The 26,377-nt window shown below is 45.0% G+C and carries 23 protein-coding genes and 3 pseudogenes; 22 read left to right on the top strand and 4 right to left on the bottom strand.

Translation table 11 applies throughout. The features are described from left to right. Position 1 precedes the first annotated feature (1 nt). From RIM23_RS25675 to RIM23_RS25660, 4 genes are read left to right on the top strand one after another with little or no spacing between them, the layout of a single operon-like run. Positions 2-1,105, top strand: a complete 1,104-nt coding sequence (locus RIM23_RS25675) for a glycosyltransferase family 4 protein (RefSeq protein ID WP_446370584.1) — start codon at positions 2-4, stop codon at positions 1,103-1,105. Further along, a complete protein-coding gene (locus RIM23_RS25670) occupies positions 1,102-2,304 on the top strand; it encodes a glycosyltransferase (RefSeq protein WP_446370582.1) in 1,203 nt (400 codons plus the stop codon). The genes RIM23_RS25675 and RIM23_RS25670 overlap by 4 nt, the downstream gene beginning before the upstream one ends. An 18-nt stretch (positions 2,305-2,322) precedes the next feature. Beyond that, on the top strand, positions 2,323-2,961 hold the full coding sequence (locus tag RIM23_RS25665) for a class I SAM-dependent methyltransferase (RefSeq protein ID WP_446370580.1): 639 nt from the start codon (positions 2,323-2,325) through the stop codon (positions 2,959-2,961). A 15-nt stretch (positions 2,962-2,976) separates the two neighbouring features. Continuing rightward, positions 2,977-3,759 (top strand): glycosyltransferase family 2 protein, encoded by a 783-nt coding sequence (locus tag RIM23_RS25660; protein WP_446370578.1) that lies wholly within the window; start codon positions 2,977-2,979, stop codon positions 3,757-3,759. Between the two features lie 211 nt (positions 3,760-3,970). On the opposite strand, the pseudogene RIM23_RS25655 reads toward RIM23_RS25660, so the two are convergent. Further along, positions 3,971-4,744 (bottom strand): annotated as a pseudogene (locus tag RIM23_RS25655) (solute carrier family 23 protein); the annotation flags it as partial. Between the two features lie 159 nt (positions 4,745-4,903). Here RIM23_RS25655 and RIM23_RS25650 point away from each other — a divergent pair. After that, positions 4,904-6,454, top strand: a complete 1,551-nt coding sequence (locus RIM23_RS25650; protein WP_446370576.1) for a dolichyl-phosphate-mannose--protein mannosyltransferase — start codon at positions 4,904-4,906, stop codon at positions 6,452-6,454. Between the two features lie 168 nt (positions 6,455-6,622). Here the strand turns inward: RIM23_RS25650 and RIM23_RS25645 are convergent, their stop codons facing one another. Then, the gene (locus RIM23_RS25645) at positions 6,623-7,246 is read right to left on the bottom strand and encodes a Uma2 family endonuclease (protein ID WP_446370574.1); all 624 of its coding nucleotides are present in this window, start codon (positions 7,244-7,246) and stop codon (positions 6,623-6,625) included. Between RIM23_RS25645 and RIM23_RS25640 the strand changes: the two genes are divergently transcribed. The 6 genes from RIM23_RS25640 (at position 7,174) to RIM23_RS25615 (ending at position 15,256) form a co-directional block, all read left to right on the top strand. Continuing rightward, positions 7,174-7,332 (top strand): hypothetical protein, encoded by a 159-nt coding sequence (locus tag RIM23_RS25640; protein ID WP_446370687.1) that lies wholly within the window; start codon positions 7,174-7,176, stop codon positions 7,330-7,332. The two genes, RIM23_RS25645 and RIM23_RS25640, sit on opposite strands and share 73 nt — an antisense overlap. A gap of 361 nt (positions 7,333-7,693) precedes the next feature. Continuing rightward, the gene (locus tag RIM23_RS25635) at positions 7,694-8,311 is read left to right on the top strand and encodes a Uma2 family endonuclease (RefSeq protein ID WP_446370572.1); all 618 of its coding nucleotides are present in this window, start codon (positions 7,694-7,696) and stop codon (positions 8,309-8,311) included. Positions 8,312-8,819: 508 nt separating this feature from the next. Next, a complete protein-coding gene (gene dnaK, locus RIM23_RS25630) occupies positions 8,820-10,898 on the top strand; it encodes a molecular chaperone DnaK (protein ID WP_446370570.1) in 2,079 nt (692 codons plus the stop codon). 296 nt (positions 10,899-11,194) lie between these two features. Further along, entirely contained in the window at positions 11,195-12,190 is a 996-nt protein-coding gene (locus RIM23_RS25625; RefSeq protein WP_446370568.1) for a DnaJ C-terminal domain-containing protein, read from the top strand. Positions 12,191-12,300: 110 nt separating this feature from the next. Continuing rightward, a complete protein-coding gene (locus tag RIM23_RS25620; protein ID WP_446370566.1) occupies positions 12,301-14,823 on the top strand; it encodes a DEAD/DEAH box helicase family protein in 2,523 nt (840 codons plus the stop codon). Between the two features lie 91 nt (positions 14,824-14,914). Further along, entirely contained in the window at positions 14,915-15,256 is a 342-nt protein-coding gene (locus tag RIM23_RS25615) for a hypothetical protein (RefSeq protein ID WP_446370564.1), read from the top strand. Between the two features lie 130 nt (positions 15,257-15,386). On the opposite strand, the gene RIM23_RS25610 is transcribed toward RIM23_RS25615, so the two are convergent. Both RIM23_RS25610 and RIM23_RS25605 read right to left on the bottom strand, forming a co-directional pair. After that, entirely contained in the window at positions 15,387-15,905 is a 519-nt protein-coding gene (locus RIM23_RS25610) for a DUF29 family protein (protein WP_446370562.1), read from the bottom strand. Positions 15,906-16,119: 214 nt separating this feature from the next. Next, a complete protein-coding gene (locus RIM23_RS25605) occupies positions 16,120-17,229 on the bottom strand; it encodes an AAA family ATPase (RefSeq protein ID WP_446370679.1) in 1,110 nt (369 codons plus the stop codon). Positions 17,230-17,658: 429 nt separating this feature from the next. Between RIM23_RS25605 and RIM23_RS25600 the strand changes: the two genes are divergently transcribed. The 11 genes and pseudogenes from RIM23_RS25600 to RIM23_RS25550 form a co-directional block, all read left to right on the top strand. Then, positions 17,659-18,945, top strand: a complete 1,287-nt coding sequence (locus tag RIM23_RS25600) for an RNA-guided endonuclease InsQ/TnpB family protein (protein WP_446370560.1) — start codon at positions 17,659-17,661, stop codon at positions 18,943-18,945. Between the two features lie 64 nt (positions 18,946-19,009). Then, a complete protein-coding gene (locus RIM23_RS25595; RefSeq protein WP_446370558.1) occupies positions 19,010-20,446 on the top strand; it encodes a cation:proton antiporter in 1,437 nt (478 codons plus the stop codon). Positions 20,447-20,753: 307 nt separating this feature from the next. Further along, positions 20,754-21,116 (top strand): cation:proton antiporter subunit C, encoded by a 363-nt coding sequence (locus RIM23_RS25590; RefSeq protein ID WP_446370556.1) that lies wholly within the window; start codon positions 20,754-20,756, stop codon positions 21,114-21,116. Beyond that, a complete protein-coding gene (locus RIM23_RS25585) occupies positions 21,113-22,546 on the top strand; it encodes a cation:proton antiporter (protein WP_446370554.1) in 1,434 nt (477 codons plus the stop codon). The genes RIM23_RS25590 and RIM23_RS25585 overlap by 4 nt, the downstream gene beginning before the upstream one ends. Before the next feature lie 93 nt (positions 22,547-22,639). Continuing rightward, the gene (locus tag RIM23_RS25580; RefSeq protein ID WP_446370552.1) at positions 22,640-23,029 is read left to right on the top strand and encodes a Na+/H+ antiporter subunit E; all 390 of its coding nucleotides are present in this window, start codon (positions 22,640-22,642) and stop codon (positions 23,027-23,029) included. Further along, positions 23,026-23,307 carry a hypothetical protein gene (locus RIM23_RS25575; RefSeq protein WP_446370550.1) on the top strand — a complete coding sequence of 94 codons (282 nt, stop codon included), beginning with the start codon at positions 23,026-23,028 and terminating at the stop codon, positions 23,305-23,307. Before RIM23_RS25580 ends, RIM23_RS25575 begins: the two co-directional genes overlap by 4 nt. Continuing rightward, the gene (locus RIM23_RS25570) at positions 23,291-23,581 is read left to right on the top strand and encodes a monovalent cation/H(+) antiporter subunit G (protein ID WP_446348559.1); all 291 of its coding nucleotides are present in this window, start codon (positions 23,291-23,293) and stop codon (positions 23,579-23,581) included. Before RIM23_RS25575 ends, RIM23_RS25570 begins: the two co-directional genes overlap by 17 nt. Further along, a complete protein-coding gene (locus tag RIM23_RS25565) occupies positions 23,568-24,173 on the top strand; it encodes a DUF4040 domain-containing protein (protein ID WP_446370548.1) in 606 nt (201 codons plus the stop codon). The genes RIM23_RS25570 and RIM23_RS25565 overlap by 14 nt, the downstream gene beginning before the upstream one ends. After that, positions 24,173-24,844 (top strand): Na(+)/H(+) antiporter subunit B, encoded by a 672-nt coding sequence (locus tag RIM23_RS25560; protein WP_446370546.1) that lies wholly within the window; start codon positions 24,173-24,175, stop codon positions 24,842-24,844. Before RIM23_RS25565 ends, RIM23_RS25560 begins: the two co-directional genes overlap by 1 nt. A gap of 85 nt (positions 24,845-24,929) precedes the next feature. Continuing rightward, a pseudogene (locus RIM23_RS25555) lies at positions 24,930-25,061 on the top strand (element excision factor XisH family protein); the annotation flags it as partial. 590 nt (positions 25,062-25,651) lie between these two features. Further along, positions 25,652-26,236 (top strand): annotated as a pseudogene (locus RIM23_RS25550) (SbmA/BacA-like family transporter); the annotation flags it as partial. Positions 26,237-26,377: the final 141 nt, after the last annotated feature.

Below are 26,377 nucleotides of genomic sequence, written 5' to 3'. Positions count from 1 at the left end.
AATGACAATAAAACAACGATTGCTTATTGTAACTTACATTCCCTCACCTTATCAAGTGGAATTATTTAATGGTATTGCCGACAAAAACTATTGCGATTTATATATAGTTTATATTTATCCCAAATCCAATGATTCACTTTCTCGTTTTTGGCAAGCACCAAAATTATGGCATTCTTACATCATACTAGATGATGATATCAAAAATTATGCAACGGCTGAGTCTTTAATGAATGCCGCTGATTTAGTTATTTTTAACTATTATCAGCATCCTGCAATTAGACAAATGATTGAACGTCGTGCTAATAGCCAAAAAGCGTGGTGCTTCTGGGGAGAGCGGACTGGATATCGCCAACTGGGTTGGTTAGCTTATCACTACAGAAAGTGGAAATTGTCCACCCTCCACCGATCTAATGTGCCAATTTGGGGGATTGGGAATTGGGCAGTGGAGCAATATCGCCGGGAATTTGGCAGCTATCGTCAGTATTTTAATATCCCCTATTTTTCTAATTTGAACCGATTCAGCTTGTCTAGAGATACTAACTACTTTAATAAAGAATCTCGCTGCTTTCTGTATTCTGGTTCCCTAATCCACCGTAAAGGAGTAGATTTATTGGCATCAGCTTTTAGCCGACTGGCTGATGAATTTCCATTTGTCAAGCTAACTATCATGGGTGAAGGAAATCTACGTTCTTGGTTAGAAAAGCAACTTTCCAGATACAGAGAGCGAGTGCAATTTTTAGGGTTTCAGTCTTGGGAGGAGCTCCCTAATTTTTACAAATCCGCAGATATTCTTTGTGTACCGTCTCGATATGATGGCTGGGCTTTGGTTGTACCTGAGGGTTTAGCATCAGGTTTACCTGTAATCGGTACAAATCGTACAGGTGCTGCTTTGGAATTGATCGCGAATAACAAAAATGGATGGCTAATTCCAGCGAATAATAAAGAAGCTCTTTACCAGGCGATGAGACAAGCTACTCTACTGTCTTCAACTCAATTGCAAGAGCGTTCTCAGGCTGCCCAAATGAGCGTCTATCAGCATTCCTTAACGCAGGGAGTTAATAGATTTAATCATGCAATAGAAGAAACATTAAGGATTTGCCAGTGAAAGTTCTCCACGTTATTCCTTCTGTTAGTCCAGTTCGGGGAGGTCCCAGTCAAGCCCTACTCGATATTGTCAAGGCATTACTAGATAGGGGTATTCATGCAGAAGTTGTCACAACCAATGATAATGGAGTTGATCTCCTCGATATCCCTCTTTGCCAACTCACGGAGTATCAACAAGTTCCCATCAGGTTTTTTCCTCGCGTCTCCCCACCGATTACTACCTTGCGAGAATTTGCTGCCTCTAGCCAACTTACGACCTGGTTATGGCAAAATATCTCAGAATATGACCTCCTGCATATCCATGCTCTGTTTTCCTATCCCTGCACAACAGCCATGGTAATTGCCCGTCTGAAGAAGGTTCCTTATCTTGTTCGTCCTCTAGGATTGCTTTGTACTTGGTCGTTACAGCAAAGTGCTTGGAAAAAACAAATTTATTTAGATCTCATCGAACGAGCTAATCTCAATCACAGTCAAGCTTTGGAGTTTACCACCCTTCAAGAACAGCGAGAAGCGGCTCCCTTGGCTCTAAAACCACCTAGTTTTATCCTACCCTTCAGTGTATCTGTACCAACTCCCATCCCTGATGCGCGACAGCTTTTGCGACAACGGCTACAGATTCCTGCTGATGAGCCGATTATTTTGTTTATGTCCCGCCTGCACTATAAAAAGGGATTAGATTATCTCATTTCAGCATTAGGAGCAATAAAAAACCAACGTTTTACCTTTGTCTTAGCCGGAAGTGGTTCTCCGGATTATGAAAGCCAAATCGAGGCTCAGCTATTGGCGGTAGGAATCAGTGATCGCACCCATCGTGTAGGATTCGTTCAGGGTGAGATGAAAGAACTACTGCTGCAAGGTTCTGATATCTTCGCGCTCACGTCTCACTCAGAGAGTTTTGGTTTAGCGGTATTGGAGGCAATCGCCGCAGGTTTAGCGATCGTGATCACGCCTGGTGTACCTTTGGCTCCTGTTGTGGAACAGTACCAACTTGGTTGTATTACTGCGTTGGAGACTGCTACAATTGCGAGGTCACTCCAAAAATGTTTAGAAGACTTAAACAATTGTCAACAGACTAAACAGCGGCGCGATCGCGCTCGTCAGCTAATTCTGAAGCAATATAGCTGGGGTTCAATTGCCTCAAATCTGAGCGAAGTCTATAAAAGTATTTTGAATAAAGAGCCACTTCCGAATTTTGATTAACACAGTTTGTCTAAAGTTATGCCGACAAGTAAGAACTCCTATGAATATCCTTATCAAAACAGTCATCCCGATCATCATCATACTTACTTAATTAAACCCCTCATAAAAGTCATTGCCGATCAAAAACGACCTAACCAGCATCCCTTACGTGTTCTCGATCTTGGCTGTGGTAACGGCAGTCTCAGTCACCTAATTTCACAGCAAGGATATGAAGTTGTTGGAGTAGATGAATCGAGTTCAGGTATAAAATTTGCTCGTCTGAGCTATCCTCATTGCCACTTCATCCAAGCCAGTATTTACAATTTACCGTATAAAGAATTGTCTAGTTCATTTGATATCGTCATCTCTTGTGAAGTTATTGAACACTTACTTTATCCCAAAGAGTTAATAAGATCGGCAAAGAAGTATCTAAAACCGAAAGGACAGCTAATTGTAACTACACCTTATCACGGCTATCTCAAAAATCTGACTCTTGCAGTATTAGGAAAGCTCGATCAGCACTTTACTGTTTTGTGGGATGGCGGACATATCAAATTTTTTTCTGTTGCTACCCTGACGAAAATGCTAGAGGAACAAGGTTTTAAAGATATTCGATTTAAATTTGCAGGAAGATTGCCTTATCTTTGGAAATCTATGATATGTTATTGCCAAAACTAAAATGAAGTAGTGGTAATGATAGAAAATATAACCCCCTTACTCCTTACATTTAATGAAAAAAATAATATCCATAGAACGCTTCAAAAGCTAAATTTATTTGAGATCATTATAGTCATTGATAGTTACAGCAATGATGAAACCGTGGAAAAGTTAAAAACCTATCCGCAAGTCCAGGTATTTCAAAGGAAATTCGATACATTTGCCAATCAATGGAACTACGGTTTAGAGCAAGTCAAGACTGACTGGGTTCTATCCCTAGATGCTGATTATAGAATTACTGACGAATTTATTTCTGAACTCGATCATTTAGCGGATAACTCAGTAGTAGATGGCTACTTTGCCTGTTTCAAATATTGTGTTTTTGGTAAGCCACTTCGAGGAACATTGCTTCCGCCTCGCTTAGTTCTGTTCAGACTAGAAAAAGCATTTTATTTTGATGATGGACATACACAAAAGCTACACTTGAATGGTCGTTCTGGTCAACTTTTATCCTCCATTTACCACGATGACCGTAAACCGCTGAGCCGATGGATAAACTCGCAGGATCGATATATGATCCTTGAAACCCAGAAATTAATAGAAACACCGACTAGTGAACTAAGTATTGGTGATCGCATCCGACTGAAAAAAATCATTGCTCCTTTTATTATCCTCTTTTACTGCCTAATTTTGAAGGGAGGAATTCTAGACGGATGGGCTGGCTGGTATTATGCTCTCCAGCGAATGTTAGCTGAAATTTTACTGGCAATTCGTCTTATAGAAGCCGAAAAAGCAAACGATATTGCTCAGAAGCAATGACTAAGCTATGGTTTTTAGTAAATTAGTCCTACCCTACTAGCATGGCTAGTAACCATAAGGATTAGTCGTAAAGCTCTATCTAACCCCCAATATTCATCGCCATCACGATAAAACGTAGCACAAAAATCCCCGCCAAAACCCACACCGCGATCGCGACTTCATCGACTTTCCCCTGAAACCCTTTAATTAAAGAATATGTAATCAATCCAATCGCCAAACCTTCCGCGATCGCAACCCCAACTAAATCCACGGGTAACTCAGGAACACCAATGATCCCCTCTGGTAACGGAGACACGCCGAGAATCCAGGCTAGCGCCGCCGTTGCCAAAATCCCCCATAGCAGCGCCCCCGTGAGGCGACGGGCGACAAATGCCGAGGTAATCAGGATACCCGCGATCGCAATTAATGTCGAAGGTTGACTCAAATCCCCTAACTTCGTTTTCGTCACCGCATCAGCGGCGATAATCCCCGCCCCACTTAAGCCAATATAGGCGATAAATAAGCCAATTCCAGCCGCCGTTGCCTGTTTCAGACAATCGGGAATCGCTTTGACAATTAAATGACGCACATTTGACAACGTTAGGGCAATAAAAATCAACCCTTCGATTAAGATAGCAGAAAGGGCAATCCGCCAGTCGATGCCTAATCCCAATACCACCGAGTAGGTAAAAAAGGCATTAAGTCCCATACCGGGGGCAAGGGCAAGGGGGTAATTCGCCCACAATCCCATAACTAGGGTAGCAATTGCCGCAGAAAGTGCTGTGGCGATGACTAATTCATTAAACAAATCTCCTGATGCTTGTAAAAAAATGGCATCGGATAAAATGCCCGGATTCACAACCAAAATATAAGCCATTGTCATAAAGGTGGTGAACCCTGCCAATAGTTCTATGCGGATCGTGGTTTGGTATCGATCAAATTTAAAGAATTTAGCCAGAACTCCTAACTGTCTCCTTGGTTGTCCAGAAGGATCATGATGACTCATAACTGTCCCCTGAGATGCCCTACTATTAGCTTACTCCTTTCTCAGAATGAGATATGGAGTAGATGTTAGCGTTAGCGAAGCGGGGTGAACTCCCCACCAGATCCCCGACTTCTTAAAGAAGTTGGGGATCTAATACCAACCCGATTCACCTGATATTATATGATTTTAAATAACAAATCATTAACCTTATCAAACTATTGGTTCCATTTTGGCTTAGCGGCTATTTTTTTAGCCTCATCCCTGCTCCGATTTTGGGGCTTGGGTCGATTTAATGCTTTGGTATTTGACGAGGTATATTATGCCAAATTTGCCAATAATTACTTAACGGGAACAGACTTTTTCAATGCCCACCCGCCCTTGAGTCAATATATTATCGCGATCGGGATGTGGCTGGGTTCTCATATTCCCTGGGATCAGCAGTCCATGAATGGTTTGGCGGGTTCATTGCGATCTACATGGAGTTATCGTTGGCTGAATGCGCTCACGGGTTCGTTTATCCCCTTAGTTGTCGCCGGGATTGCCTATCAGCTTAATCGGCGTCGCAGCTATGCGTTAATTGCCGCTTTTTTAGCCGGGGCAGATGGTCTATTTTTAGTTGAGTCTCGCTACGCGCTGAATAATGTTTATTTGGTTATTTTCGGATTATTGGGTAATTTATATTTGTTAATCGCACTCAGTCAACCCCAGTCAAAACGCTGGATAATTTTGGCATTATCCGGGGCTTTTTTCGGCGCATCTGCTTGTATTAAATGGAATGGTTTATGGTTTTTATTCGGGGTTTACCTCCTGTGGGGGATGGGTTGGTTGCTTCAGTGGAGAGGAGATAGTTCAAAATTTAAACCTTGGGTTGGGGCGGGTTTATTTGCATCTAGGTCAAAAAGAGACGATAGTAGTGAAACCCGCCCCTACAAACCATGCACTACAGCGAAGCGAAGGGTCAACACTCAACACTCAACACTTAAAACTCCCTTAGTTAATCTAACTCAATTAAACGGGATTCAATTTTTAGTGCATTTTGCTCTAATTCCAGCACTAACATATAGCTTGCTCTGGATTCCACACCTAATCATGAATCCCCAACCCGGGTTTTGGGAAGCCCACTATAGAATTTTGACGTTTCACGAAAAAATCGGCAGCGGACCCGATGTTCATCCCTACTGTTCTAAATGGTACACTTGGCTGATTATGCTGCGACCTGTGGCTTACTTTTACCAAACTGCTCAGAATAACCGCGAACAAGTCCCGGCTTACCCTCCGTTACCCAAGGGATATGGTCAGGTGATTTATGATGTCCATGCTATGGGAAATCCTATCCTTTGGTGGCTATCAACAGCAGCAATTTTATTGTTACTGTTGCTGTTGCTACAGCGTCTTTGGTCAGGAATGTGGGGATATTTTCCACCCACAACGGTGAATTATATTAGTCTCTATTTAGGGCTTAACTGGCTGGCTCAGTTATTACCTTGGGTTGGGGTGAGTCGCTGTACATTTTTATACCACTATATGGGCGCTTCTGTGTTTTCTGGGTTAGGGTTAGCTTGGCTGGTTGACCGTTGGCTACATCGAGAGCAAGAGTTTTGGCAAATTGCGTCAATAACGGTTATCAGTTTAATTCTGTTGGCATTTGTCTTTTGGTTGCCGATTTATTTAGGTTTACCTCTATCTCCTGGGGGTCATCAACTGCGAATGTGGTTCGATTCTTGGATTTAGATTATTTGCTCATTGGTCATTGATCATTGGTAATATCGGCGCTTGTCGGGGCGACCCGCTTATATAAATGAGCAAGGTTCGTCGTCTCAATTGGGTCGGGTCGCCCTCTGTAATTCGGTGAGGATGCAAGGATGGTGCCCCTAATTTTCCCTAGATTTAGGTGTACTATTACCCTTCTATCATTGCTACAATTTGAAGCGTTGTTAGTTCTAAGCGAGGAAACAAAAGAGACAGAATTGTTGCGTCTCCTTGATATCGCGCTGCCTGGTATTCATCGTCAATTAAACGATTGATGGTTACAGTGGGTTGTTTAGGAGATCCAATATATTGAACGCCTCCGAGTCCAGCATAATCGACAATCCAGTATTCCCGAATTCCGAGTGTTTCGTATTCATTCAATTTAATCCGGTAATCATCCCGCCAATTGGTGCTGACAACTTCAATCACAAGGGGAGGTGGTATGTATGCTGCCGCAGATGCTGAACTTTGGCGCATTCTTTGCCATTCGTCTTTGGCGAATACAACAATATCGGCTTTACGACTGGACTCATTTTCACCAGGGGCGTTATTCAACCGGACTTGTTTGCTCTGACGGGGAACATAGGGTAAATTAAAGTCTTGGCAATGGTTGTTCAGGAGACGACAAAGCCCATCAACAACGTCTTCATGTTTAGCTGTAGGTTCACTGAGGGGCATGGCAACTCCTTTGACAAGCTCGAATGACCTACCGGAGCCATCATCCCAATTCAGAAATTCCTCGAAGGCTAGGGGTTTGTTGGCGATCGCGATCATTGTTATTGCTCCAATTCATCGGTCAGCTTGATTTGGCTTATGTCTATGTTAAGGGAATTTTTTTACTCAAACGACCAGGGATGTGATCGATGGAAAGCGGGGCAGAACTGAGAAGTTCGGGATAGTGACAATATTCACACCGAAATTGGGCACGTTGTCGAACGGTTTCGTAGAGCGATTTAGGAATGACCATTAGCTCTAGCGACAATGACCGCGTTAATGTAGCTAAAAATCTTGTCGAGTTCGCCAATAGCTTCTAGTTCCAGAGTTTCATCGGTTGGGTGGAGCGATCGCGATACCTAACGTTTCTGGCTCATAACATTTGTAAGTGTTGGGTTTCGTGCCTCAACCCAACCTACGAGGTTACATTGAAGTGGGGAATGTGGGTTCCATCATATACACTGTAATGGAGGTGACTCTCATGGAACCAAAGGAGAAGCGATCGCCATGATTGCAGTGATTGATAAAACACCAGTCTCAATCGATCAATTCCTGGATTGGTATCCACAGATTTCAGAGAACCGCTACGAATTGAGACGCGGGGTGATTGTCGAGATGCCAAAACCGAGAGGGAAGCATTCGGAGATTGCAGGATTTGTGATTAAAAAATTGAATACCGTGATTGACGATAAGCAAGTTCCTTTCTTTATTCCTAGAGAATGCATTATCAAAATTTCGGAGGATACTGGCTATGAACCTGATGTCGCGGTGGTGAATCGACCAAACTTAGCGAATGAATCCCGTTGGGAAAGTTCATCAGTTATTGAGCATGGGGAATCGGTGAAACTCGTAGTCGAGGTGGTTTCCACGAATTGGCGTGATGATTATGCCCTCAAAATGACTGACTACGAGAGTATTGGCATTGGTGAATATTGGATTCTAGATTATCTTGGCATAGGTGGGCGGCGCTACATTGGCTCACCAAAGCAGCCAACGTTCACGGTTTGCACCATGGTGGATGGGGAATACGAATTACAGCAGTTTCGTTGCAATGACCGTATCATTTCTCCCACATTCCCAGAATGGGAATTAACGGTCAACCAGATTTTCCATCCAGGTGAATGAGCCAAAGGATTTCACCATTGTTGACATTAAGCTTTAAATGCCGAACAGCTTAAAAGGGCGTGGAGTAAACAGAGAGCTTTTTTATGGGTTTGGTTACCCCATTTTCAACCAGTCAAAGACTTGGTTGACGCTAATAGATAATTTAAAATCGGGCAAAACTGGCAGGACTTAGTTATAGACTCAATTCTAGTGAAAAGCGATGCGATCGCGCCTTGGTACGATGAACCTATCGTAGATTGGGTTTCGTTCCAGGGGGCAAACCTACGATCCTAGACATTCCACCGGAGGAGTCTCTACAAGTTTCCTCTCTGCTTCCAGAGGCTTCTTGCATCGTGTCTGGAACATTGCTCCCCCTGCACCTGGAACCCCTCCGCTCCCCCTCTTCCTCACGATAGAATAGGTGAAATGACCAGCGATCGCACTGCCTCTGGTCAACTATCTACTAAAATCTCTAAAGTTATTGTATTCAGCGATTTGGCATTAACAGCGAGAGGAGACAAAATTACGCATGGGCAAGGTAGTCGGCATTGACCTAGGGACAACAAACTCTGTGGTAGCCGTCATGGAGGGTGGCAAGCCGGTTGTCATTGCTAATGCAGAAGGTATGCGGACAACCCCTTCTGTGGTGGCGTTTAGCAAGGAAGGGGAACGCTTAGTCGGACAAATGGCACGTCGCCAAGGGGTTCTGAATCCCCAAAATACGTTTTATGGGATTAAGCGATTTGTAGGGCGTCGATATAGCGAACTCAATCCTGAGTCTAAGCGCGTCCCCTATACGATTCGCCGTGATCCAGAAGACGCGATTAAAATTCGCTGTCCCCGCCTGAAGCAGGAATTTTTCCCGGAAGAAATTTCAGCGATGGTACTGCGGAAGTTGGCGGATGAGGCGACTCGCTATCTGGGTGAAGAGGTGACGGGGGCGGTGATTACGGTTCCCGCTTATTTTAATGATTCTCAACGACAGGCGACGCGAGATGCTGGGCGGATTGCGGGTTTGGAGGTGTTGCGAATTCTCAATGAACCGACAGCCGCATCTTTGGCGTATGGGTTAGATCGCCAAGACAGTCAGACTATTTTAGTCTTTGATTTGGGCGGTGGTACGTTTGATGTCTCGATTCTAGATGTGGGGGAGGGTGTATTTGAGGTTAAATCCACCAGTGGGGATACCCAATTGGGGGGAAATGATTTTGACCGCAAAATCGTGGATTGGCTAGCCGAACAGTTCCTCGAAACCGAAGGAGTGGATTTACGCCGCGATCGCCAAGCCCTCCAGCGATTGATGGAAGCCGCTGAAAAAGCCAAGATTGAGCTTTCCGGGGTGGGGGTGACGGAGATTAATTTACCCTTTATCACCGCCACCGCAGATGGACCTAAGCATCTGGAAACCAGACTGACTCGTCCCCAGTTTGAGGGATTGTGTGGGGAATTAGTGAGTCGTTTACGTCGTCCCCTAAAACGCGCCTTCAAAGATGCGGGATTGACGCCTGTGCAAATTGATGAGGTGGTTTTGGTTGGGGGTTCGACTCGGATTCCCTTAGTTCAACAATTGGTGCGGAGTTTAATTGATAAAGAACCGAATCAAAATGTGAATCCCGATGAAGTGGTGGCGGTTGGGGCGGCAATTCAAGCGGGTATCCTGAGTAATGAAGTTAAGGATGTGCTGTTGCTGGATGTGACGCCGTTATCGATGGGATTAGAAACCATTGGTGGGGTGATGAAAAAGCTGATCCCCCGGAATACGACTATCCCCGTGCGGCGATCAGATATCTTTTCCACCAGCGAAAATAATCAAACCCTCGTAGAAATTCATGTCCTGCAAGGGGAACGGGAAATGGCAAGTGATAATAAATCCCTGGGACGATTTAAGCTGACCGGGATTCCGCCTGCGCCTCGAGGCGTTCCCCAAGTGCAAGTAGCGTTTGATATTGACGCTAATGGGATTTTACAGGTAACTGCCCTAGATAAAACCACCGGGCGGGAGCAAAGTGTGACAATCCAAGGTGCATCGACCTTAAATGAGTCCCAAGTGCAACAGATGATTCGCGACGCCGAGGAAAATGCCCAATTAGATCGTCAACGTCGGGAACGAGTCGAGAAGCGCAATCGCGCCGAAACCATGGCGACGGATGCGGAACGTCAAATCAAAGAAGTTACGCTGGATTTTGGCACCCAATTTGCCAGTGCGTATCGGCGGCGGATTGAAGCGTTGGTGCTGGAACTACGAGACGCGATCGCCCAAAATGATGACCGGGGGATTGACCGGGCGCAATCGGATTTACAAGATACCATCTATGAACTCAAACGGGAGGTAAGGTTAGCTTACGCCGAAGATGAGGATGATGACTTTTTTGGCTCAATTCGTCGTGTCTTCACTGGAGAAGACGAAGAGGACGCCTATTGGGAACCCAAACGGCGTGAACCCCGTGAATCCCGTGAACCTTATGATTATGGTGTAGGGACAGGTCGATCCAGTCGCCGACGCGATCGCGATCGTGATAGAGATAGAGAGAAAACCTATTCCCGTCGCGATGTCCGTTCCGCCCCCTTAGAAAATGATTGGGATGAAGAAGATGATGATTGGTTCTAAATAGTATAAAGGCGTAGCATGGCACGTTTGGGTGTAGGGGCGGGTTTTACTGATAACATTTCAGAGAAAACCCTTAACTTAACTCGCACCCGCCCCGATTTGATCCGTTTTATTCATCAACGATATCACCGGAGTTGGGCGAAGCATTTGGGTATAATATTTTGGATAAGTATCATCAGATAGCCCCCCAAATGCTTCGCCCCTACAAATAACGAATGACGAATGACGAATGACGAATGACGAATGACGAATGACAAATGACAAATGACAAATGACAAATGACAAATGACTGAACAATGCAAAACTTTCGGAATTATTACGAGATTTTAGGAGTTCCCCCCGATGCATCCAGTGATGAGATAAAAAAGGCATTTCGGCGACTCGCCCGTAAATATCACCCGGATGTGAATCCAGGGGATAAAGAGGCTGAGGAACGGTTTAAGGATATTAACGAAGCCAACGAAGTCCTGTCTGATCCCAGTCGGCGATCGCAGTATGATCAGGTTGGCAACTTCTTTAAGAAGAAAGGATTTACCCGTAAGGCGGCGAAAACCAATCCCGTGAAAACCGCCTTCTCCCGCAATGGTCGGGGGCGGACTTCTAGCCAAGAAGTGGATTATAGTGAGTTTGGCGATTTTAACAGCTTTGTTGAGCAACTCCTCGGACGCCGTCCTCCTCGTCCCGGTATGGGAACGGAACGGACAGGGGGGAGAGTTGAGTCCTCCGATCCGTTTCGCCCAGGAACCCGGAAAACCGCTTATCGAGTTAATCCTAGCGCCCAGCCTAAAGATGTAGAGGCGCGATTAACATTGCCCTTAGAAAAAGCCTATACCGGGGGAATTGAGCGAATTCGCCTCGAAGATGGTCGATCTTTAGAAGTTGAATTACCCGGAAACATGGTCACAAATCAGCGAGTGCGCCTCAAGGGTCAAGGAATCGCTGGTGGAGATTTGTTTTTAATTATTACGGTTTCGCCGCATCCATTTTTTAAACTGAGAGGGTCAGATATTATTTGCCAGTTACCCGTGACAGCAGCCGAAGCGGTATTGGGAACTCCTGTAGAAGTACCGACTCTGGATGGGCGGGTGAAAATGAATATTCCGGCGGGGGTGCAGTCAGGTCAACGATTACGTCTTGCGAATAAGGGGTATCCCATAGAGGGGGAACGGGGTGATCAGTTAGTCGAGATTCAAATTGTGGTGTCAAAAACGCCAAGTCCCGAAGCCCGAGAACTGTATCAGAAATTGTTAGAAATTGAACGGTTTAATCCTCGGCGGGATTTGCCGATTTGAGGGAAAGGTAGAGGATGAAGGGAGAGCGATCGCGTCCTTAAATGAGGCGCTCGTGAAGCAAAAAACCTAAGATATGCTTAATAGAATCTATAGAAGAGGCGGTCACAACTATGGTAGATTTTAAAAAGTTACGTGAATCTAAAGCTCAAGCTAACGTTATAAACCCAATTGACATCTTTGAACGCACACCAAAACCACCCAACATTTCGGGTTTATATGGAAGTCAAACCCAAGTTCTAGAAGAATGGTTTAAGCGTCGAAATGAACGCGATCTCGTTATTAAGTTACCTACTGGAGGTGGCAAAACCCTCGTCGGCTTGCTTATTGCCAAGTCACTCCTCAACGAACACCATGAGCCAGTTATTTATCTAGCATCAACTAATCAACTTGTTGAACAAGCCTTAACCAAAGCCCAGGAATATAGAATACCAGCAGTAGTCTATCAAAAAAATGTTGATTTACCAGACGATTTTGTGGCAGGCAGAAGTGTCCTAATTTGTACCTACAATGCTATTTTCAATGGTCTTAGCAAATTTGGAGTCAGTGGCAGTTCTAAAGAAATTATAAAGGCAACAGCTATAATTCTCGACGATGCTCATGTTGCTTTTTCAACAGTACGTGACTCTTTCACTCTCAGCATTGATCGAAAAAATTACTCTAACGAGTATGAATACCTAACAAATCTGTTTCGTGTCGATTTCCAAGAACTTGGAAGAGTGGGTACTTTTGATGATATTGTAAGTGGTAAAGAACGCAACAGTATTCTGGAAATTCCTTATTGGAATTGGCAGGTTAAATCGAATCAAGTACGTGATTATCTGCGTAGTAAACAAGATAATTTTCTCTTTGCTTGGCCATTTATTCGCGATGCATTTGATTACTGTCACTGTCTAATAAGCAGCAGAGCATTTGTGATTACGCCTATTTTCCCATTAGTGGATATGATTCCAACATTTGCAGATTGTCCTCGACGCATCTTTATGTCTGCAACCATTAGTGATGACAGTGCTATCGTGCGTACTTTTGATGCCCAGCAAGGTTCAATTGCTGAACCCATTACGTCAGACTCACTAGCTGGCGTCAGCGAACGTATGATTCTTGTTCCAGAATGGATGCAGTTTTCCAAAAAGGATGATATTCCAAAAACTCTTCGTGGTTTAGCTAAGTCGATAGCTGAAGACAATAATGTAGGGACAGTAATTCTTGTACCGTCTGATTCATCTGCCCAAGCCTGGAAAGATGATGCAGAACTAGCCAACTCATCTCCGAAGGTGACTGAACTCGTCAAAAAACTTCAAGACGGAGAGTTAAGGGGTCCAGTTACATTTGCTAATCGATATGACGGAATGGACTTTCCTGGTTCAGCTTGCCGACTATTGATTCTCTCAGGATTGCCTCGCGGGAGTAGCGAGTACGATTCATATCTCGCAAGTGTTTTTGTGGGGGGGTTTGCCTTTAACAGTACTGTAGCACAACGTATCGAGCAAGGAATGGGAAGAGGTGCAAGAGGTTCTAACGACTATTGTGTTGTGATAATTACAGGCAAAGATCTTATTTCTTGGCTTAGCCGTTCCGCCAACCTAAAATTTTTAACAAGCAGTACATTTGCCCAATTTAGAATGGGAGAAGAAACTAGCAAAAGTATTACCGATGAAAAAGAGTTTCGAGAAACTATTATGTTGTGCTTGAATCGAGACAAAGATTGGATGGAGTATCATGCTGAAAGATTGGCTGACCTAGCTGAAACGGCTCAAGCACATCATACTTCACTGAGTCATGCTGATGTAGAACGTAAGGCGTTTAAACTTTTGCGTGATGGTTATTTTGAAAAGGCAATCGCAAAGCTAGAAAAAACTTGTCAGCAAGAAGAAGAGATGGAGAAAAAGAGTAGAGGCTGGCTGAAGCAATTTTCAGCACGTATTGCTCATTATTGGGGAAAGTTTGACTTAGCTCAAGAATTGCAGCAGTATGCCTATGCTGATAATTCAACTTTGTTACGTCCGAAAACTACTCTACCATACATCCAGCTTACACTGCCAGGTCAGCAAGCTAATGCAATTGTAAGTCAGCTTATCGAATTCAATCCTCGTCGAGGCTATGCTACCCATTTTGATCAAGTAGTTTCACAGTTAGTTCCGGAAGCATCTTCCAATCAGTTTGAACAAGCTCTCGCAGACTTAGGTTCTATACTTGGCTTCTGTACACAACGCCCAGATAACCTGTATAGTAAAGGACCAGATGTACTTTGGTTACTAGATGATCAGCGAGCTCTAGTAATTGAAGCCAAGAGTCGTAAGCAGCAAGACAATACATTAACAAAGGATCAACATGGTCAACTCCTCAATGCAGGAGCTTGGTTTAAGAAAAATTATCCCAATTTTTCTTCTGGTATTCTTGTTTCTGTTCATCCAAATACCACTACTACACCAGCTACAGAGACTGTTGACTCCAAAGCATTAACATTTGAGAAGCTTAACGAACTAATCACAGATACTCGAAGACTATTAAGTGAATTATGTGAAGCGGTTATCTCAGACAATGAACTCATTATTCGCTGTGAGCAATTGTTGTCTAATTCTACCCTGAAACCTAAGTCATTGATTGAACAGTATCTTGTGCCGTTTGATAAATAAGATTAATCTGTGAGGTGGATTAATTTTTCTACATAAAGATTAATTTCCTATAGGATAAAGGCTATCATAGCACCACGCATCTAAAGGATTTATGGTTGAAGTTATTCAAGCAAGCAATTTAGCTTTGTATGAACTAGAAGAAAGGTTTAACCTAGTACAGGTTCAAGACTATGACTTTTTCCCAGAGTGGCAGGGTATAGCACAAGACTTGACAGCCTATGAACAGCATTGGCTTAATCAGGCTAAGGCAGATTTCCTCAGCCTTGCTGAGTATCCACTGTATGAGGAAATTGTCAAAATTGCAGTATTGGCTCCAGTTTTGCTAATAGCAGGATTGTGCCGTGCGCTTATTGTTCCTGCGGCAAAAAAGCAGGTAAAAGTTAGCTTTGAAGATGAAGATAAGGTAATTCGAGGACGAGAGGAATGGTACTGACTGGCATGCCGGTGGGCAATGCCCACCCTACGGTATATCAAGAGTTTTGGTAATTAAAAAATGCACGCTTTTCAGTGCAATTGAACTTAAAAGCTGATAATTAATCAACAAAACCCGCCTTGATTAACTGTTATTCTCTACCCTCTTTCCATTCTTCTCCACCGGGTAGCTGAACTAAATTCTCATCAATAATGGCTGGCAACGTCTTTGCTGAATGTTCATACGTTAAATCGAGCAATCTCTGAGCCGTCATCATTATCTCTGCTCTATCCACCAATTCTGAGAGTTGAAAGGAATTATAGACACCATCCATAACTTCCACACTCGCCGGACGAATTGCCGCCTCAATTGCCTCTTCTAAAAAAGGCTCCCATTCATCTTGTTTGATGTAGTAAGCTGTTTTATTCGCTTTGAGATTTAATTTTTGAATTTGTCGAAGAGAATCGGAAATTGAAGCCACCCAGGAATTGGTTAAACGCTGCTCAATTTGGTTTTTAATCAAGTGAAGCAACAACCTGACGAGAAACGATTCAATATTACGGAGGATTGCTTGTTTACTCATCCCCTCTAGTTCATCTACAATCGCCAAAGCATCTGTATAGCGTCCTTCTACGATGCTAGTTCTGAGGTCGATTAGTTCTTGAGTCATAATCCCACCTTAAAAGATAGGCACTGATACGCTGAATATAGCATTCAGTCCCTACACCTGCCCGGAGTTCAAACTCCGGGCTAATAGCTCAAGTCCATTAAAATGGACTAAAACTCTTATCCAATCGGGCAGCAACAGTTTCAACCCAAGGCAGGGATAATTGATTGGGTAGGGGCACGATACTATCGTGCCCTGATCTAGCTCCAGAAAAGGATTAACTCAAGCGCTGGCGTAGCCACAACGCCAACAGAGGGAGAGCCAGTCGATAATTTTGCTCGGAGCCATAAATCAAGCCTTTGTGTTGCAATCCCGCGATCGCGCCTTGGAGACTTCCCCCTCTGGATAGGTAATGTTTGTGAATATAATCGCGACTTTGGGGCTTGTCAGTCGGATCTAACGCTAGAGACTCCAACAGATGCGCCTGATTCGCCGGAAGCAGCATGAGTAATGACTCGAAAACCATGGATAAGTCCGATAAGAGTTCTTGAATTGCTTGCTGGATGTGGCGATCGCGAATTAACCCGTCAGCCACTCGCACCGACTGGAGGCGTCGCACCAGTGCGGAAGCATCGCCTAAATGCCCCTGTACCGCATTAACAAACAATTCCAAGGCTTGCGATCGCGGATCGAATGTCAGCCCTTCGACATGGAGGACTTCTTGCGCCCAAGCCGCCACCACATCATCGGCTAAGGGAGCAAGCTGCACGATTTCTAAACTATTCCCCGGTTCATCAGGATGAATGCTAATTTCTGCGATCGTTGCTACCAAGACATAACTCACCTGAGTCTGACGCTCGATCTCTTGCTTCAAAAAATTTTCCCACACCCCATGACGATCCCAAGAGCGAATGTGGGGGAAGCTTTCCAAAATTAACACTACCCGTTCACCTGTAGATTCGGCTAATTCTTGTAGGAAATCCAGTAATCCCTCAAATGCTTTCCATTGCTGCTCTTGATTTTTTACCCGAATTGGTTTGAGCTGTGCTCTACCTCGTCCGTTATCATGGAGGACAAATAATTCAACCGCCTTGTGTTCAATCCACTCTTGCATGAGAGCGTGAGCCGTTGCACTTAGAAACGTCTGATTGATGCTCTCACACAGCAATTGCACGAAGCGCTGACCATCAGTAACCCGGATACAGTCAACTTCCAAGATTTTCACGCCAACTTCCCGAGCCGCCCGCCGTACCAGACTCCGACGTCCGCTTCCAGGCACTCCCACAATCAACAGGTTACCCTCATGGGCTAAAACCTGGGTAATTCGTTGGAATTGCGCTTGCCGTCCAACCAATTGAAACGGTGTTGATACATCCAAAATGGTCACGGTTTTAGCATCCTGATCGCAAGAGTAGACAGGTTCCGGCGGTACGCCTTCACTCCTTCGGCAGCCGCCCACGGTATTGGTAGGCGACTCAGAGCTGAGGTTAAGTATTGATTTGCCACGAATCGGTTCTCTAATCTGGCTATTGCATGTTTTATCATGTCGCTCCCAAGCTCAAACCAACCCATTGGTGTGGTATGAGTCTATGGTTGGCATTGACACTTTTCAATAGTGTCAGTCTTTTTTAGCACTATTAAAACGTGCTATATATGTTTTAGCACCTTTTTCCAAGACAGCATAGCCGTGTTAGCTTGTTCCGCAAGAAGCCTCGCGCTGTACTCGTTGGCGAAGCCTTCTCCGAAGGAGTAGAGTCAGCGTCGAGATGAATTGCGGGGTCAACGTAGGATAGGTCGATAAACAGGAGGAAAACAAATGAGAACTGCGTACCAGTACCGATTGCGCCCAACAAAACAGCAGGCTGTCAAAATAGATAGATGGTTGTCTATGCTTTGTAGTCAGTACAATTACTTGTTGGGTGATAGGTTTAATTGGTGGGAGCAAAACCGCTCTCCAGTCAATGCTTGTCCTCTTGTTTGTCACCTGCCAGAGTTGCGGGACAATCCTGAGTATTACTCTCAAAAGAAAACATTACCTAAGCTCCAGAAAACACATCCTTGGTACGGCGAGATATATTCTCAAGTTCTTCAGGATGTAGTCAAGCGAGTCAAGGTAACGTTTGACCGCTTTCTTAAAGGTGACTGTAATGGCAAACGTAGCGGTAAGCCAAGGTTCAAGTCTCGGAGTCGCTACCGTACCTTAACCTATCCCCAAATGAAGGATGGATGTTTGCAGGGGAGCTTGATAAACTTGACGATGTTTGGCAAAGTCAAAGTTTTCCTGCATCGTCCTATTCCTGATGGCTTCAAAATCAAAACAGCATCTGTTACAAAGAAAGCGGATGGCTATTACTTGACCTTATCCCTGGAAGACAAAACTGTTCCTGAAATCAAGCCAGATTTCAACCCGGATAAAATCGCTGGGGTTGATATGGGTTTAAAGGAGTTTTTGACAACTTCCGATGGCGAAACCGTTACCATTCCACAACATTATCGTAAAGCTCAAAAACGCCTACGAGTTATCCAGAAACGGGTATCACGCAGGAAAAAAGGAAGTAACGGCAGACTTAAAGCCATTAAACAACTAGGAAAACAACATAAAACAGTTGCAGACAAGCGCAAGGATTTTCACTTCAAAACAGCGAAATGGCTGTTATCAAAATATGACGTAATCGCTCACGAAGACCTGAACGTCAAAGGACTTGCTCGTACAAAGTTGGCTAAGTCTGTGTTGGATGCTGGGTGGTCAAGCTTTCTGTCGATACTGACAAACAAAGCCGAAAATGCTGGTTTGTTGGTTGTACCAGTAAGCGCTCACAATACCTCACAAGATTGCTCCAATTGCGGTGATAAAGTACCCAAAAAGGTGCATATTCGTTGGCATGACTGTCCTCACTGTGGGTGCAGCCTTGACCGCGATCATAATGCAGCCATAAATATAAAAAACAGGGCGGCTGGGCAGACCGTCCTTAAAGCCAAACGCCTCCTAAGCAATAGCCGGATTGGTTTGGAAGCCTACACCGTACCAAAGAGTCGGTGTAGGAGCTGTCACAAACATGCCTATTCGCCACCATACTGTGCGGATTTTGCGGCATCATCTTAAAAAAGACGCTAGCACAGGATCATCCCACCTTAGAACGCAGCGAGGTTGAGAAATACAATACCCCATGAGTACATTAACGATTGCCTGGATAGCACTACCGCTATTTGTGGGGTTCAGCATTTATCTGTTCCCCAAACTTGACCGATATCTGGCACTGGGCGTCGCCCTGGTTTCGGTTGGATATGCGTTGCAGTTATTATTTGTGGCTAAATCGCCGATAACCCTGCAATTATTGGATAATTTTGGCGTCACCTTAATCGCTGACGAATTGAGCGGTTTTTTTATATTGACCAATGCTCTGGTAACAACCGCCGTTATACTTTATTGTTGGCACACGAATAAGTCAGCTTTCTTTTTTACACAGACGATTATTTTACATGGCAGTGTCAATGCCGCGTTTATCTGTGCCGATTTCATCAGCTTATACGTATCCTTAGAGGTGATTAGCATTGCCGCATTTCTGTTAATTGCCTATTCCCGAACAAATCGTTCGATTTGGGTGGCTTTACGTTATATGTTTGTCGGCAATGTGGCAATGCTGTTTTATCTGGTAGGTGCGGTTTTAGTTTATCAGGCAAATTATTCCTTTGCTTATGAGGGGTTGAGTAATGCACCCATCGAGGCAATTGCCTTGATTGTTCTGGGACTGCTGGGTAAGGGGGGTATCTTTGTATCGGGATTATGGCTACCATTGACCCACTCGGAATCCGAGACACCGGTGTCAGCGTTGTTATCGGGGGTTGTGGTGAAAACAGGCGTGTTTCCCCTGGTGCGCTTTGCTTTGATGGTGCCAGAGGTTGATCCCATTGTCAGACTCTTCGGTGTGGGAACTGCGCTGCTAGGAGTCGGGTATGCCGTCTTTGAAAAAGATACCAAGCGCACACTAGCATGTAGCACGATTTCCCAAGTAGGCTGGATACTCGCTGCACCAGAAGTCGGTGGTTTTTTTGCCCTAGCCCATGGATTGGCGAAATCAACGCTGTTTTTGATCGCGGGTAACTTACCCAGCCGAAACTTTAAGGAACTTAAAGAGCAGCCGATGAATACCGGACTCTGGATTGCCCTCATCATGGCTAGCCTCTCGATTTCGGGCTTTCCCTTGTTCGTCGGCTTTGGCGCGAAGGTTTTGACGTTGAAAAATGTCCTGTCTTGGCAATGGATTATCATGAACCTTGGGGCGGTGGGAACAGCAATTGTCTATGCCAAATTCATCCTTCTGCCCCATGGGAAAGGGAAGCCTGTTCGAGCCAGTTTCTGGATTCCAGTGCTACTACTGCTCGGTGCGCTGATTGCCACAAGCGGGATGTATTTAGAAGGATACACCCTGATAAATATCACCAAAAACCTGGCAATCATCGCCGTTGGATGGTTGGCATACTTTTTAATTTTTCAACGAGTGGTACTCAAACTCCCCCGTGTGCTTGAGCAATTGGAGCATCTAATCGGGGTGATGGTAGTGATGAGTCTAGCGTTGATTCTTCTATTCAAGATGGTGGTATAGCAGGACTAAGGTAGGTTAAGACGAATACCACGCTCCTCATATTCTGGTGGGCAATGCCCACCCTACCGTATATCAAAGGTTTCGGCGATGCCAAAATGCCAATTCTCAGTGCCGTTAAGGTTACTCGCTTCTGGCTTCCTTGAGTATGACGAATGACGAAAATCATCATTGCCTCTGCTCAAACCAATCCTTTGGTGTGGTATGAGTCTATCGTTGGCATTGACACTTTCCAATAGTGTCCATCTTGGTTAGCACTATTAAAACGTGCTATATATGTTTTAGCACCTTTTTCCAGGACAGCATACCCGTGTTAGAAGCCTGCATATTTGCCACCATCCTGTGCGGATTTTTCGGCATCATCCTGAAAAAAAACCTGGTGATGAAGATCATCTCCATGGATGTGATGAGTACGGGGGTTATTGCCTATTACGTGCTGATCGCATCACGCAAAGGTGAAGCCTTATTCACACCGATTATTTCCGTCGAAAATGGGATTATTGCCAACGTCGAAAATGGCACTTACTCTGATCCAGTTCCCCAAGCGGTGATTTTAACCGCGATTGTGATCGGCTTTTCGATTCAAGCCCTGATGCTAGTCGGTGTGATGAAGCTAGCACGGGATCATCCGACTTTAGAAAGCAGCGAGATTGAGAAGCACAATACCCCATGAGTACATTGACGATTGTCTGGATAGCACTACCGCTATTTGTGGGGTTCAGCATTTATCTGTTCCCTAAACTTGACCGCTATCTCGCATTGGGCGTCGCCCTGGTTTCGGCTGGATATGCATCGCAGCTATTTTTGGCTCAGTCAACCTTAACCTTGCAATTATTGGATAGTTTCGGCGTCACCTTAATCGCTGACGAATTGAGCGGTTTTTTTATATTCACCAATGCCCTAGTCACAAGCGCCGTTATCATCTATTGTTGGCACACCAATAAGACGGCTTTTTTTTATACACAGATGATTATTTTACACGGCTGTGTTAATGCCGCCTTTGTCTGTGCCGATTTCGTCAGCTTATACGTGGCGTTAGAGGTCATTGGTATTGCCGCATTTCTGTTAATTGCCTATCCCCGAACGAATCGTTCGATTTGGGTGGCGTTGCGCTATCTGTTGTTCAGCAATGTAGCAATGCTGTTTTATATGATGGGTGCGGTGTTGGTGTATGAGGCGAATTATTCATTTGCTTATGAGGGTTTAAGTAATGCTCCCATCGAGGCAATTGCCTTGATTTTTCTGGGACTGTTGAGTAAGGGGGGTATCTTTGTATCGGGATTGTGGTTACCCTTAACCCACTCGGAATCCGAGACACCGGTGTCGGCGTTGCTATCGGGGGTTGTGGTAAAAGCCGGGGTGTTTCCCCTGATGCGCTTTGCTTTGATGGTGCCAGAGGTTGATCCCATTGTCAGAATCTTCGGCGTAGGCACAGCTGTGCTAGGAGTCGGTTATGCCGTCTTTGAAAAAGATACCAAGCGAATGTTGGCATTTCACACGATTTCGCAGTTAGGCTTTGTCCTAGCAGCACCCGAAGTCGGTGGTTTTTATGGGCTAACCCACGGGTTAGTCAAATCAGCGCTGTTCTTAATCGCGGGAACCTTACCCAGCCGTAACCTCAAAGAACTGCACCATCAGCCGATGAATACCTCGATTTGGATTGCCCTAGTCATTGCTAGTTTCTCTATCTCCGGCTTTCCCTTATTATCGGGTTTTGGGGCGAAGGTTTTGACGATGGAAAATCTTTTGCCCTGGCAAGTGATTGGCATGAATATTGCGGCTTTGGGAACAGCAATATCCTTTGCCAAATTCATTTTTCTACCTCACAAACCACAAGGAGAGGGAAATGTCAAGCCCGGTTTCTGGTTAGCCATGATCATATTAATCGGGGGTTTAATTTTAGCAAATGTTGTGTATTACGAGGCGTATACGGTTAAGAATATCGTGAAACCCCTAGTCACTATCGCACTTGGATGGTTGGCATATTTTTTGATTTTCAAACGACTTGCCATCAAACTCCCTCGTATGCTTGAGCAATTCGATCATCTGATTGGGATGATGAGTTTAATGTTGCTGCTGCTGTTTGGGATGGTATTCGCTTGAATTGTCTTGGCGCTATAAGTAGAAAAATGTAGGTTTTCTAGCTATTGTCCCCACAGTGACAAAGGACAAAGAACAAAGGACAAATGACGAAAAATGATTGGACATCTGAATTTGATATTGCGATTAACCATCTGGTTTTTGCTCACCGCTAGTCTGAGTGTACCAAATATCATCATTGGCATCGCCATCGCCTTTCTCTTGCCGGGACGCCCCAAAACTCCGGAATCCTTAAAGGATTGGTTTCGGGTGCTGGGTGAGGTACTTGTGGCGATTCCCCAGGCGTATTTTGAGGCATTTGAAATCATGCTCCGTCCTCATAAGTACGAAGATGTAATTATGGAAAGAGTCAAACCCCAGCGTACACCTGGACTGATTTTTCTCGATATATTTTTAATTACGTTTACACCCAAAACCATTGTTTTAAAATATCACGAGGAAGGCTCGTATGAAGTCCACAGAATTAGCCGGAGGAAAAGAACATGAATTTGATTTTAATTAGCATGATTTTGGCGCTACTTATCCCCATGTATGAGGCATGGCAGGATGATGATATTTGGCAAAAAATGTTGGCATTTGCCAGTATTGCCACCAAAACCTCAATCATGATTCTGGTTGTTTCTGTCTTGCGGGATGATTGGATGATCGGAGTTGTCGGGGTGATCATCCTGAGTGTGGGGAATGCAGGATTAATGTTGTTGGCACATATCCTTAAACGAATCAATGATTCAGCGAAAGAGTCCTACTATGATCAACGTGCTTAGTTATATCTGTATCGGGTTAGGAATTGTCTTCTGGTTTTGGGGAACATTTCCGTTGATTGGTCACCGATCTGTATTATTTAAACTGCATACTCTTTCGGTGGCAGATACTCTCGGTTCAATGAGTATTATCGTGGGATTGTTGCTAAAAATACCCAGTGAGTGGCCCCTACTGATTCTTGCCATTATTTCGTTGGCGATTTGGAATACAGTGCTGGGGTATGTGTTGGCGTACTGTTCGAGTAGTGGGGAGGAGTTTGACTATGAATCAGAGTGATCTCTATGTGATTATCGCCCTGCTACCTTTGGCTGCCTGTATGCTGGTCTTTCAGGTGAATCCTTACCATGCTTTGGTGATTCGGGGCATCTTAGGAGCAGTGGCGGCATTGGTTTATGCAGTTTTGGGTGCGGCGGATGTGGCGTTGACCGAAGCCTTGGTGGGTACTATGCTGGCGATTACGCTGTATGCGGTGGCGGTGCGTTCATCCTTAACCCTGCGTCTGGGTGTACTGGAAGAGAGTGGCGCTAAAGCGCCGACTACGAACGATGAGAGCCATCATTTTGGGGAACTGATGGATGATTTACGCACTGTTTTTAGCAAGCATTATATGCGTGTCGAGGTAGTCCCGTACACGGATCAGCAGGCGTTACAGCGGGCGTTGATGGAGAAAGAAATTCATGCCACCTGTACGCGATCGCACTTATCAGAACTGGAGCCTCAAGACCCGACAGCACCTGAGTCTGAGACGCCATTCTATCACACCGAGACTCGGGTTCAACGCCTCTATGACATCATACGAACCGAACTGTCGTCACCCGCGACACATTTGACATATATTAATACACCAGATTCAGGGGAGGGACATTGATGAAATGGATCTACATTGCATCGGGGATAGCGCTGTATATCATATTCCTGATCATGCCGAATATGCCCAATCCGGCACCGAATTTATCGGATCACTCTATCGTCGATTTAATTGCACAAGACAGTGGAGTGTCCAATGTGGTTTCGGGTATCATTTTCCGGAATCGGCTGTATGACACAATTTTTGAAGTGGTTGTATTTACGATCGCGATTATGGGTGTCCGGTTTCTGCTGACAGATGAAAAGCCATTCTGCACGATTTATCAGTTTACCGATCAACCCTCGGTAATTCTGGCGCGTTTGGGAGCAACCATTTCTGCCTTAGTGGGTATCGAATTAGCGATTCGGGGGCACTTAAGTCCCGGCGGCGGGTTTGCGGCTGGGGTAGCTGGGGGAACCGCGATCGGCTTGGTAGCGATTACCTCATCAACGGAGTGGATGCAGGGAATCTATAAACGCTGGCACGCCTCTAGATGGGAGAAAGTTTCGGTTCTGGTTTTCATTGTCCTAGCGGTGATCACTCTGGCTGGAGTCGAGTTACCCCATGGAAACTTAGGCGCACTGCTTAGTGGCGGGATTATTCCCCTGCTCAACATTCTAGTCGCCGTAAAAGTCGCCTTGGGTTCGTGGGCAGCTATTTTAGTTTTTGTTCATTATCGGGGGTTGTTGTGATCTCAAGTCCGGTAGCATCGGTTGTGTAAAGTGGGCATCGTATTTGAGCGAGAAACAGTGGGCTAATCCGCTTGGGAAAGTTCCTATGGTGAAAGATAGATTCCATGATGTTGTTAGAACTGCTCTAGAAAAGGACAACTGGAAAATTACGGCTGATCCTTACGAAGTTAGTATCGACGATGTGGATTTTGAGATTGATTTGGCAGCGGAGAAATTGCGGTTCTTCCAGACTTAGTGTGCTAAACTATCAGCTTTCACGTAATCGCGAAAGTCCTCACCCTCAACAAAGTAGGGTGAGGATGGACAGCGGGAAATCGAAGGCACGGAGATTTCCAAATTACATTGGCTAGATGCGATTTTTTAGTGCTATAATAACAGCCACCCACTTAGGTCTACCTTCTTTGGCATGGGCTGAAGATAGTCGGGCTAGGTGTGATAGAGATGTAGTCAAAAGCGCGTTAATGAACTCGACCACCGTTCGCTTTTATAGCGTCCTCCAAAACAATAGCGCAAGATGCCTATTGGCATTATCCGGTTAGTATTCTAACCACAAACCGCTCGCAACCAAGCGGACTAACAAAATATCACTGCCTGCGGAAGGCGGGCGGCTGCCTGTTGACGCCCTTGTAAGACCATCACGCCTATTGAGTTCTGGACTTTCTGTTCTTAGAAATTAGAAAGTACCCAACGTGGCATCGGCGGATGAAACGGGAAATCCCGTTCGCGTAAGCGTGGCGTAAGCCAAGACGAATAAAACCGTCCTTGTTTTTAGAAGTTGGAAGCCCCAACTTCAGCGAAGCAAGTTGGGGTACTTCACTCTCAGCCCTTTCTGCCCAAGATGAAGCCCGCTTCTGGCAAACGGTGATCATTTTCATCGGTGTGCTGGTGATTTATGCACCTCTGTTAGCCGGCTATACCTATCTGCGCGATCGCCTCAGCCTGCAATGGCGCAAATGGCTCACCCATCGATTCGTGGATAACTATTTTCGCGATCGCGCTTATTACAATTTGCATATCGGTAAAACCGAGATTGATAACCCGGATCAGCGGATTGCCGAGGATGTCAGGAGTTTTACCCAAGAGTCTCTCACCTTTTTACTGGTGTTGGTGGAGTCTGTGCTGTCGGTGATTGCTTTCTGCAGTGTACTCTGGGGCATTTCTAAACCACTGGTGTTTTTTCTGGTGCTGTATGCGCTGATCGGAACTTTGGTGACGACTGTAGTATTTGGGAAACCCCTTGTCCGACTCAACTTTGAACAACTCAAGCGGGAAGCGAATCTCCGGTTTAGCTTAGTGAGAATTCGAGAAAATGCGGAAGCGATCGCGTTTTATCAGGGGGAGGATCAGGAGTCGAATCAGGTCAAACAGCGGTTTTTTGATGTCTTTGAGAATTTGACACTCCCCGCCCTATAAGTGCGGGGATTCTTAGTTCCGCGACACACCTTACAATTATCTATCCTTGCGGCAATACTTAAACCAAACACCCGTAGAAAACTACCAAGTATTGAGCCTAATTTAGATAACTCCAGAGGG

Origin of the sequence: Coleofasciculus sp. G3-WIS-01, from assembly GCF_040223135.1 — a bacterium.
Lineage (GTDB): Bacteria > Cyanobacteriota > Cyanobacteriia > Cyanobacteriales > Coleofasciculaceae > Coleofasciculus.
Note: the sequence above shows the minus strand (reverse complement) of the source record. Positions and strands in the feature narration are given on the sequence as shown.

What these genes read in the sequence shown, in the direction of transcription:
- RIM23_RS25675 (WP_446370584.1), top strand. Translation starts at nt 2, where the DNA reads ATGACAATAAAACAACGATTGCTTATTGTAACTTACATTCCCTCACCT.
- RIM23_RS25665 (WP_446370580.1), top strand. Translation starts at nt 2,323, where the DNA reads ATGCCGACAAGTAAGAACTCCTATGAATATCCTTATCAAAACAGTCAT.
- RIM23_RS25660 (WP_446370578.1), top strand. Translation starts at nt 2,977, where the DNA reads ATGATAGAAAATATAACCCCCTTACTCCTTACATTTAATGAAAAAAAT.
- RIM23_RS25650 (WP_446370576.1), top strand. Translation starts at nt 4,904, where the DNA reads ATGATTTTAAATAACAAATCATTAACCTTATCAAACTATTGGTTCCAT.
- RIM23_RS25640 (WP_446370687.1), top strand. Translation starts at nt 7,174, where the DNA reads ATGACCTACCGGAGCCATCATCCCAATTCAGAAATTCCTCGAAGGCTA.
- RIM23_RS25645 (WP_446370574.1), bottom strand. Translation starts at nt 7,246, where the DNA reads ATGATCGCGATCGCCAACAAACCCCTAGCCTTCGAGGAATTTCTGAAT.
- RIM23_RS25635 (WP_446370572.1), top strand. Translation starts at nt 7,694, where the DNA reads ATGATTGCAGTGATTGATAAAACACCAGTCTCAATCGATCAATTCCTG.
- dnaK (WP_446370570.1), top strand. Translation starts at nt 8,820, where the DNA reads ATGGGCAAGGTAGTCGGCATTGACCTAGGGACAACAAACTCTGTGGTA.
- RIM23_RS25625 (WP_446370568.1), top strand. Translation starts at nt 11,195, where the DNA reads ATGCAAAACTTTCGGAATTATTACGAGATTTTAGGAGTTCCCCCCGAT.
- RIM23_RS25620 (WP_446370566.1), top strand. Translation starts at nt 12,301, where the DNA reads ATGGTAGATTTTAAAAAGTTACGTGAATCTAAAGCTCAAGCTAACGTT.
- RIM23_RS25615 (WP_446370564.1), top strand. Translation starts at nt 14,915, where the DNA reads ATGGTTGAAGTTATTCAAGCAAGCAATTTAGCTTTGTATGAACTAGAA.
- RIM23_RS25610 (WP_446370562.1), bottom strand. Translation starts at nt 15,905, where the DNA reads ATGACTCAAGAACTAATCGACCTCAGAACTAGCATCGTAGAAGGACGC.
- RIM23_RS25600 (WP_446370560.1), top strand. Translation starts at nt 17,659, where the DNA reads ATGAGAACTGCGTACCAGTACCGATTGCGCCCAACAAAACAGCAGGCT.
- RIM23_RS25595 (WP_446370558.1), top strand. Translation starts at nt 19,010, where the DNA reads ATGAGTACATTAACGATTGCCTGGATAGCACTACCGCTATTTGTGGGG.
- RIM23_RS25585 (WP_446370554.1), top strand. Translation starts at nt 21,113, where the DNA reads ATGAGTACATTGACGATTGTCTGGATAGCACTACCGCTATTTGTGGGG.
- RIM23_RS25580 (WP_446370552.1), top strand. Translation starts at nt 22,640, where the DNA reads ATGATTGGACATCTGAATTTGATATTGCGATTAACCATCTGGTTTTTG.
- RIM23_RS25575 (WP_446370550.1), top strand. Translation starts at nt 23,026, where the DNA reads ATGAATTTGATTTTAATTAGCATGATTTTGGCGCTACTTATCCCCATG.
- RIM23_RS25570 (WP_446348559.1), top strand. Translation starts at nt 23,291, where the DNA reads ATGATCAACGTGCTTAGTTATATCTGTATCGGGTTAGGAATTGTCTTC.
- RIM23_RS25565 (WP_446370548.1), top strand. Translation starts at nt 23,568, where the DNA reads ATGAATCAGAGTGATCTCTATGTGATTATCGCCCTGCTACCTTTGGCT.
- RIM23_RS25560 (WP_446370546.1), top strand. Translation starts at nt 24,173, where the DNA reads ATGAAATGGATCTACATTGCATCGGGGATAGCGCTGTATATCATATTC.